Source organism: Dactylosporangium sucinum, from assembly GCF_014647515.1.
Classification (GTDB): domain Bacteria; phylum Actinomycetota; class Actinomycetes; order Mycobacteriales; family Micromonosporaceae; genus Dactylosporangium; species Dactylosporangium sucinum.
Map to the genome: position 1 here is coordinate 1 of NZ_BMPI01000142.1, position 8,483 is coordinate 8,483.

Annotated in this window: 9 protein-coding genes and 1 pseudogene; 6 read left to right on the forward strand and 4 right to left on the reverse strand. The window is 65.7% G+C overall.

Annotated elements, in window-relative coordinates:
- Nucleotides 1–472 precede the first annotated feature (472 nt).
- Nucleotides 473–712 (reverse strand): helix-turn-helix domain-containing protein, encoded by a 240-nt coding sequence (locus IEZ31_RS55055; RefSeq protein ID WP_190258173.1) that lies wholly within the window; start codon nt 710–712, stop codon nt 473–475.
- Between the two features lie 183 nt (nt 713–895).
- Between IEZ31_RS55055 and IEZ31_RS55060 the strand changes: the two are divergent.
- Both IEZ31_RS55060 and IEZ31_RS55065 read left to right on the forward strand, forming a co-directional pair.
- Nucleotides 896–1,075: pseudogene (locus IEZ31_RS55060) on the forward strand (HAD hydrolase-like protein); the annotation flags it as partial.
- A 56-nt stretch (nt 1,076–1,131) separates the two neighbouring features.
- Entirely contained in the window at nt 1,132–1,527 is a 396-nt protein-coding gene (locus tag IEZ31_RS55065) for a hypothetical protein (RefSeq protein ID WP_190258174.1), read from the forward strand.
- A 394-nt stretch (nt 1,528–1,921) separates the two neighbouring features.
- On the opposite strand, the gene IEZ31_RS55070 is transcribed toward IEZ31_RS55065, so the two are convergent.
- Nucleotides 1,922–2,221: a hypothetical protein gene (locus IEZ31_RS55070; RefSeq protein ID WP_190258175.1), complete on the reverse strand. Its 300-nt coding sequence runs from the start codon at nt 2,219–2,221 to the stop codon at nt 1,922–1,924.
- Nucleotides 2,222–3,029: 808 nt separating this feature from the next.
- On the opposite strand from IEZ31_RS55070, the gene IEZ31_RS55075 reads away from it, so the two are divergent.
- The 3 genes from IEZ31_RS55075 (at nt 3,030) to IEZ31_RS55085 (ending at nt 5,281) form a co-directional block, all read left to right on the forward strand.
- Nucleotides 3,030–3,536, forward strand: coding sequence for a DUF6879 family protein (locus IEZ31_RS55075; protein ID WP_190258176.1), 507 nt, complete (start codon nt 3,030–3,032; stop codon nt 3,534–3,536).
- Complete coding sequence (locus IEZ31_RS55080; RefSeq protein ID WP_190258177.1) at nt 3,533–4,366, forward strand: helix-turn-helix domain-containing protein; 834 nt, start codon at nt 3,533–3,535, stop codon at nt 4,364–4,366. The genes IEZ31_RS55075 and IEZ31_RS55080 overlap by 4 nt, the downstream gene beginning before the upstream one ends.
- Before the next feature lie 105 nt (nt 4,367–4,471).
- Complete coding sequence (locus IEZ31_RS55085) at nt 4,472–5,281, forward strand: hypothetical protein (RefSeq protein ID WP_190258178.1); 810 nt, start codon at nt 4,472–4,474, stop codon at nt 5,279–5,281.
- A gap of 704 nt (nt 5,282–5,985) precedes the next feature.
- On the opposite strand, the gene IEZ31_RS55090 is transcribed toward IEZ31_RS55085, so the two are convergent.
- A complete protein-coding gene (locus IEZ31_RS55090) occupies nt 5,986–6,372 on the reverse strand; it encodes a SigE family RNA polymerase sigma factor (protein WP_190258179.1) in 387 nt (128 codons plus the stop codon).
- 136 nt (nt 6,373–6,508) lie between these two features.
- On the opposite strand from IEZ31_RS55090, the gene IEZ31_RS55095 reads away from it, so the two are divergent.
- On the forward strand, nt 6,509–7,453 hold the full coding sequence (locus IEZ31_RS55095; RefSeq protein WP_190258180.1) for an acyltransferase domain-containing protein: 945 nt from the start codon (nt 6,509–6,511) through the stop codon (nt 7,451–7,453).
- A 100-nt stretch (nt 7,454–7,553) separates the two neighbouring features.
- Here the strand turns inward: IEZ31_RS55095 and IEZ31_RS55100 are convergent, their stop codons facing one another.
- Nucleotides 7,554–8,402, reverse strand: coding sequence for an ABC transporter permease (locus IEZ31_RS55100; RefSeq protein WP_190258181.1), 849 nt, complete (start codon nt 8,400–8,402; stop codon nt 7,554–7,556).
- Nucleotides 8,403–8,483: the final 81 nt, after the last annotated feature.

An 8,483-nucleotide genomic window follows, 5' to 3' on the forward strand; every position in this document is an offset into this window, starting at 1 on the left:
CTCGCCAAGGTCCGCTGGGTCCAGACCAGCCTCAGACAACTTGTTGACAACAATGCGAAGTAACGACACCAGAATCATGCGACACTAGCTCAGTTACTGGGTTACCAACGCCCCTTACGGGGCGTGGAGATACACCCTTTCGATAGCCTCAGCGGAGGGTGAATGAGGTGGCCAACACTGCTACCGACGCAAGCTGACCCAGACTGGCGACACTAGTGTGTCGCACCTCACCTTCGTGTGCCGCACCGGAAGGTGAAAGTGATCCGTTTGCATGGCCGGGTTACCCGGTTACCTCGGCAGTGTCAGCTACTAACGCCCCTTACGGGGCGTAGATACCTGCTACCGGTTAGCTCGGTTCTAACGCCCCTGCGGGGCGTAGAGACAATTACCGGTATCGCTTACTGATTTAACCAAATTCTACCCCGCCGACCCCGCATAGCGCGCGGTACACAGCATGTGTCGGTAACGGAGGTCACACTCCTACGCCGTTTGGGGTTTCTGGCGCTCCGCCCGCCGGAGCAAGCGGGCGGCCCAATGTTCGGGCGTACGCCTCAACCTCGGATCTCGGATAGAGCACCCGGCCCAACTGCTTGACGTAGCGCATGGGCGAGCGGCGTTCCGTCCGCTGGTTATTGAGCGTGCCGACGCTGAGCCACAACCGATCCGCTGCTTCGGCAACGGTCAGGTAGGCAATTCCGTCGATGATGTGCACGCTGTCTCCTCCTCCCTGCCGGTGTTCGGGCATGCACAGGGGACAGCCTGAGCGGCTGCGCCCTGTGGGCTACTCGTAGGGATGTACGCACATCCCTCTACCTGTTTAGAGGATTGGAAACGTCGAGTTGTGAAGCGGTTGTGAGCGAACTCACGCCAACCCGCTCCGCCGTAAGGCGGAACCGCAGTTCGCTCGCTCGGTGCAGAGCCACGCGAGTGCGTTCTCGTCGGTGACTCCCTGTCGGACATCGAGGGGGCACGAGCGGCCAGGGTTCAGGTGATCGGCTGCGCCAACCGACCGTGGAAGGTCTCCGCCTTCGGCGCCGCAGATGCCGTGATCACCTCCATAAGGGACACCCTCTGAAGGCGGACCCGAAGGTGGCTCGCGTGTTGGCTTGGCGTCCACTATGCTGCGCGGCCATGGACAAGCGGGGTGGGGGGATCGCGGGGGCAGCAATCGTTGTGGCTGTCTTGGCGTGCTGGGCTTGGCAAATCTGGAGTCCAAACGCCTCGGCCAACGACAAGGCGAAGGAAGCCTGCGAGCTCTTCGCCAAGGTAGTCAATGATGCGCCAAACCATCCTAATCTGCGCTATGCGGCAAGTGATCTTGCCAAAGCCGCTAGTCTCGCGAACGAAGCGAAGGACCTCGGCCATGAAGCGGCTGATACTGCTGTCGCCGTCCAAAAGACCAACTACACCCTTCTTGCCCGTGACATGGCTGACCTAGCCGATGCCGTCAAGTCAGGTGGCGACCACCGCGACGCCGCCAAGCGGGTACTTGCCGAGTGCGAGCCATACATCGGCTCTGGTGGCTAATTGCGGTTCATGCGACCAGGGTGCGTTCCAGGCGCATGAGATGGCTGGCCTGGCGGCGGTAGCGGGCGTGGCGGGTGTTGGTGACCTTGAGGACCTGAGAGGGCGATTAACCCAGGGGCGCATGCGTGTCGCCGAGCGACTCACGACGCGGGCGCGGCAACGGAGAGCCATCCGGCAGTGTTTACACAGCTAGAGGGGCATGCCTGACTAGGATTGTAAAGCTGCCCCCCTGTACTCGTCGAGCAATTGTGTCCGGCGCTCGCGCATGGCCACGGCTCGCCACACGACACTGGCGGGCCGCTACGACCTGTTGCAGAGTGCAACACCCTGACACGACGAAGGCCCGGCCACCCTGGGAGCAGGGGTGACCGAGCCTTTTTTCTATTTCAGGGCATCACTGGGTCGGCAGGATGCCCATCTCCGGGTGCCGGCTCGCGGGAAGTGGCCGCTTCCTGCGCTCCGCGCGCTCCCGAAGCAGAACGGCGAACGCGTGCAGCTCGTTGCCGACTTCCTCGATTTTGTCCGCGGCCAGCTCAAGCTCGCTCGTCCAGCTCATCGTCAGGGTGACGGCCGTGTCTCCGTCGCCGAGAATCAGCTCCAAGTCATCAGTGACGGTGAGTCTGACCTTCGCGCGCATGTCGCGCACCCAGATGTCGCCGACGACCGGGCCGTAGGTCTCGCGATCTTCGCTCACCACTGGCCTCCTGTCGCCCGCGATTCCTGCGCCCGAGTCAAGGCGTACGTGACCAGGATGGTCGGGCTGTTCCAACTGAACGACGGAGCCGGGTACGCCTCCTCGAACGGCTGGCCCTGGCACCGCTCGAACTTGCCCCTCCATGGGAGACGGCACTGCCGGCACTCGTAGCGCCAGCGCCGCCAACTGAAGACCCGGACGTGCATATCGCCCCCTCTGCTTTGGGTGGGGCCGACCGCCACAACAGCCGGCCCCGATCTCACGCCCGCACCGTTGGAAGGCTGCCAGCGAGCCGACGCGAGAGCTTGATGCGGCGTTGATCGCCGCCAGTTCTGACATCGACGCTATGGGCCGACGTTCGAGCATGGGAACGATATTGCTCGAAATTCCTCGGTGACCTCCATTGCGGGAACATTCACGTAGGAGGCATTGACCGAAACATGATCACATCTCAGGATGGAGGCTGTCCGAGGAAACTGGAGCAATCCACGCGGTTGGGGAGAAGCGATGCGGCTAACGTTCCTGGGCAAAGAGTCGCAGGGTGGGCAGTCGCCCACGCTGTACGCGACAGACCGAGAGACTTACGTCGTACAGGGGTGGCGCGTGTCGGGGGAGATCACGAGCGTAGAGATCCCGCACGGCTTGCTCCGCTTCCTGGAGGCGGGAACTGAGCTTGCGGCTACGTTGCGGGACACGGGCGCCAACACGTACTACCTAAGTGGCGCTCCAGTCACCGACGAGGCCGCACTGGCTCAGATGGATCTACCCGCGCACGAGACGTGCGTTGAGGTCGGGAAGGCAAAGAGGGTTGCTGACTGACGAAGAGTTCTACGCACTGTTCCGCGACTTCAAGCGAACGGCGTTCCACCTGGAGATGCGGGACAAGTACGGACTCGACTCTGAAGAGGGTCCGTTCCAACGGTTCATGCGTGGAGAGCCGGACGACTACGCCTGGCATGCGCCCTGGCTCAAGATCGTCCGCGACGTGACGACGGCGGGCAAGGAGATCAGCCGCGCTCGGATCGTCACCGTTCCGCACAGCGACTACACCCGATGGAGTCTCGCCAACGCTCCGCTGAACATCGAGGCGGGCGAGGACGTTCGTTGGCTGCCGCGACACGAGGTCGGCAACATCGAGCTTCCGCCACAAGACTTCTGGCTGTTCGATGACGAGCGGGTGGTGTGGACCCCGTTCGACGCTGACGGCCGCTTCCTCGGCTCGTTCGAGGAACGGGACCCGCGGCTCATCTCGCAGTGCCGCTCCGCATATGAAGGGGTGTGGGCAATCGCGATTCCGCATCGCGACTACGTGTGAGCAGCACGGTTCATCAGGCTCGGGAATCTCTCGGGCATCGACTTCGTGACCTTCGCAAAGATGCGGGGCTTACCGGCCGGCAGCTTGCCGAGGCTGCCGGCTGGTACCCGTCGAAGGTGTCGAAAATCGAGTACGGTCGTCAGACCCCGTCCGAGGACGACATCCGCCAGTGGTGCGGACAGTGTGGCGCGGCCGATCAGATCGATGAACTCATCGCAACGGTGCGGCACATCGAGTCGATGTACGTCGAGTGGCGTCGCACCCTGCGCGCGGGCACGAAACGTCGACAGGAAGCCTCGATAGCCCTTGAGGCTGAGACGGAGCTTTTCCGCTGGTACGAGCCCGTAGTCATGCCTGGCCTGGTGCAGACGGCCGAGTACGCCGCCGCCATGCTCTCGACGCTTGTCCGCTTCTGGCAGATCCCGGACGATGTTGCTGCCGGGGTCGCCGCGCGGATGGAGCGCCAGCAGATCCTCTACCGAGGCGTGCACCGCTTCCATTTCATCGTGGCGGAACAGGCGTTGTACACCGTCGTTGGTGGTCCCGCAGTCATGGCGGGCCAGCTCGACCGTGTGCTGACGATCATGGGGGTTCCCCGGGTCCACCTGGGCGTCGTGCCTGCCCGGCACCGATACACCGTGCCGACCAATGGCTTCTGCATGCTCGATGACCGCGTGGTGTTGGTCGAGACGGTTTCGGCCGAGCTGACAGTGACGCAGCCGCGCGAGATCGCGCTGTACTCCCGCGCCTTCGATGCGCTGACGAAGGCCGCGAAGTATGGCAAGGCTGCCAAAAGCATCATTACAGACGCTCTTGTGACTTATCGCTGAGCGCAAATCGTCGGGCGCCGTGTGGGCGAAAGAGCTGCGCGTCGCTACATGTGCCGCTTCGCCACTGGCGCGGCCTCGACTTGCGCAGCCCGCGACAATGAGTGCGTGACGGAACTTGAGCGCCGCGCCTGGCCAACGGCCGGCCGCGCCATAGGCAACATCACCAACAACGCTGTAGCTGCGCTGCTGACGCTGCACTACGGCTTCGATCCGCAGTCCGCCGCCGTCCATGGGGCTGTAGTTGGGTCGATCGGAGAGGAACTCATCTCGCTCGCCGCTTCGTGGCGCTTGAAGAATCTCGATCGATTCGCTCGGACGGTCGAGGACGAGTCGGACGGGCTGACCTTCGACGAGGTTGTCTCCGGGGTGATGGACGACGAGCGAAAGCTTGGCCTGCTCCTCGTTGCTTCTGAAGCGGCAAGCCGTGCTGGTGACGAGTGGAAGATCGACCTTCTCGCGCGGACATTTGTGCACGGCGTTGGGAACGACGACAAGGTGGACGCCGCGAACTTGATTCTTGACGTCGTCCGGCAGTTGGAGCCGATGCACCTTGAGTTGTTGCGACGATTTGGCGGCTTTGCTGTCATTCGCCCTCACAGCCCTGTGCACTCCGTGTTGACGACGGAACATCTCAGAAGCCATGCCCATGACAGTGCCTTAGGCGATCCTCCTCTTACTGACCTCAGCCAGGTGATTCACACGCTCTTGGCGAAGCTGGAATCACTCGGGATCATTGACAATGTTCAGGAGCATGATCCATGGTCGGAAAATCCTATGGGCGATCAGCAGGCGCCGATCAGAACCAAACCCAAGCTCGGGTGGGCGTTGACCGAATTCGGCGAGCAGGTCGCATCGTTCCTGAGATCAAGACGTGATGTGGGCGGAGGGAGTGACGCGGCTGACGATCGTCGATAGGCGCCATCTCTGGCTTTGCTTACAGGTCCCAGCGTCCAATGTGGACACCGACGACACTCCTGGCGCTCCCATGCCGCGACCCGCTGAGAGCCCCCAGGAGGAAAGGTCTTTCCGCGGCCACCCAAGGACTCCCGGAAGGCCCCGTTTGGCGGCCCACGTGGCGGCTGGGTGCCTCAAACGCAGCCTCTGATCGACTTCGAAACCTGCGCGCCACGAGAGGCGAGTTTAGTCGGTCCTCGTGGATGCATCGATGAGGGGTTATACCCCGTCCACCGTGGACAGTCGCTAGAACCGTTGCTGCGTAAGGGTTTCAGCGTGTCCACAATAGACAATGGTCAACGAGTGTATCGTTGCGATATAAGGGATTCAGCGATTGTCTATAGTGGACTGTCCACATTGGATCACGTACTCATATCGCCGCTGGCAGCCATCGCTAGTCGGTCCGCCCTGCCCGCACCCGTCCAGCCCGGCACTCAACCGCGCCGGACCGACACCCGCCGGCAGGCTGTCGGGTCGACCCGCGTTCAGCGTGCCCGCCAGAATACAGGTTCCGGCCCTCTGTGCGGCACGTTGGCAGCCCAGAAAGCCCTGCCAGTGCTCCCCGTTAGGCCCAACGATACGCGACACCCTAGACAGCACCTTCCCTGAAGGGGGGTGAGCCTCGCAGTAGGAGGACCTAGCAGGTCAAGCGCTTGTGGATGTTCTCACAATTTCTGTAACTTCGCTTGACAGGAGAGGTCCTCCCAGTACCGCAGCACGAGCACCGCCCGCATCCGCTCCGGCAGCCGGGCCAGCTCGGCGACCAGCGCCGTGCGCTCCGCGAACCCGCCGATGACGTCGGGCCCGGCCCGGTCCGGCGGCTCGGCGCTGAGCAGCTCCCGCCGCAGCGCCCGCCACCAGCTGGTGCGCTGGTTGACCATCGCCCGGCGCAGGTATGGCAGCGGGTCGGCGACGCGCTCGAACCGCGGCATGATCTTCAGCAGGCAGGTCTGCACAAGATCCTCGGCCGCCGCCACCGACCCGGTCAACAGGTACGCGGTGTGCAGCAGCTCGGTGTACCGCAGCCGCACGAACTGCTCGAAGCCCTCCACGCTGCCGCCTCCCCGTCGGACGCCGTCACAGCATGCACGCACCGCCCGCCGGAAAGGTTGAGCCGCCCGGGGGTTACGTGCCGGGTACCGTCCACCATGCCAACCCGGATCGGCACCGGCCGGTATCGTCGTCCGCGTGGATCTGGACGACATCGCCGCCCGGCTCGGGGTGCCCGTCGAGGACGTCGAGCGCGTGCACCGGCTCGCCGGCGACCGGCCGTCGGCTCCGCTGCCCGCCAGGTCCGACGCGCCCGCGATCCTCGACCGGCTCGCGGTGCGGCCCGACGACGCCGCCGAGATCATGGCGGGCTGGCCCGAACCCGGCTCTGCGCTGTGGACTCCGGAGCTGCGCTGGCTGCTCGACCGCACGATCGCCCTGGTCCGCGCCGATCTCGGGGGCTACGGCTGGCTGGCGCCCGGTCCGGCGCTGCCGCGCGAACGGGGCCCCGCCTGGCGGCATCTCTACGTGTACGCGTACCTGGCCATGGTCGACATCGTCACGGGGTATCACCGCGACCACGGCATCGCCGATGCCGTGTCGTGGTCGACCCTCGCGGACCTGGGCCGCAACCTCGCGATCGACCGGCGGATGGACCGCGAGGGCTGGCCGGTCATGCAGAGCTGGCTGACGCTGCACGCGCGCGGCGGCCTCTACGAGCTGGGCCGGCTGCAGCACCAGCGCGGCGACACCGCCATCGACCTGCACATCCCCGAGTCGGGGCCGATGACCCCGGAGGCGGTCACGGCGTCGCTCGACGAGGCCCGCGCGTTCTTCCCGCGCCACTTTCCCGACGAGCGCTACACGGCGTTCGCGTGCGGCTCGTGGCTGCTCGACCCGCAGCTGCTGGAGTACCTGCCGGAGGACTCCAACATCGTCCGGTTCCAGCGGAGGTTCGAGCTGGAGCCCTACGAGGAGCAGGAAGGGCTGGACGCCGACGTCGAGGTGCTGCGGTTCGCGTTCCGGACCCTGACCACGCCGCTCGACCAGCTGCCGCGCCGCACCGTGCTCCAGGGCGCGATCGTCGACCACCTGAAGGCCGGCCGCCACTGGCACTGGCGCCGCGGCCGCTTCCCGTTCTAGCCACACCCGCAGGGTGCTGTCCCGCGGCGCTGCGGCTTCAGGTCGCGGCGCTGCGGCTACGGTCGGGCGGCGCTGCGGCTACGGTCGGGTGGTGCTGCGGCTACAGGTCGCGGCGTTGCCAGGCGAGCCCGGCCAGGCCCAGGACCAGGGCGATCCACACGGCGGCCCAGGCGACGTACGCCGGGGCCAGCGCCGACGCGCTCAGGAACGGGTGGCCCTCGAACGCCTCGTGGAACTGGGTCAGCAGGGCCGGGTCCTGGAAGGCGTTCATGGCGCCGCGCCACAGCCCGTCGGTGGGTAACAGCATGCGGGAGACCGAGCCGACCCGCTCCATGCTCTCGTTGTGCAGAGCCTCGCCGACCGCGCCGACGACGCCCGCGATCCAGGTCGCGCCGAACAGGCCGACGGCGACGATGCCCGACGCCATGGGGGAGATGGTCGTCGACAGCAGCAGGCCCAGGGTGAGCAGCACCGCAGCCTGCGCGGCGAGCAGCGCCAGGCCCTCGACCGGCCGGGGCGGCCAGTAGCCGGCCGTGGCCCGCACGATGAGGAACTGGGCCAGCCCGGCGACGGTGACGAACCCGGTGCCGAAGAGCACGAGGCCGAGCCATTTCCCCAGCAGCACCGCCGAACGCCGGACCGGCCGCGCCAGCACCGCGAGGGCCGTGCCCGACTCGGCCTCGCCGGCCAGGGTCGGACCGGCCAGGAACGCCGTGCCCAGCGCGGCGATCAGGCTCAGGCCGAACATCACCAGGTTGAGCACCATGGCGGCGGCCAGCCGCGCCTCGCCGCTGGTGACCCCGTCCATCTCGCTGCCGATGCGGGAGAACCCCCACGCGCTGAGCCCGAGCAGCAGCGCCGTCAGCACGGCGAGCGAACGCAGCACCTTGCGCCGGGCCGCCTCCTGCAGGGTGAGCGCGGCGACGGTGACAATTGTGCGAACGGTCATGCGTCCTCCGCTCCGCTCCGGCCGCATGCCTTCCAAACTGAGCCCATGATGACCGGCCTCCTCCGCTTCGCTCCGGAACCG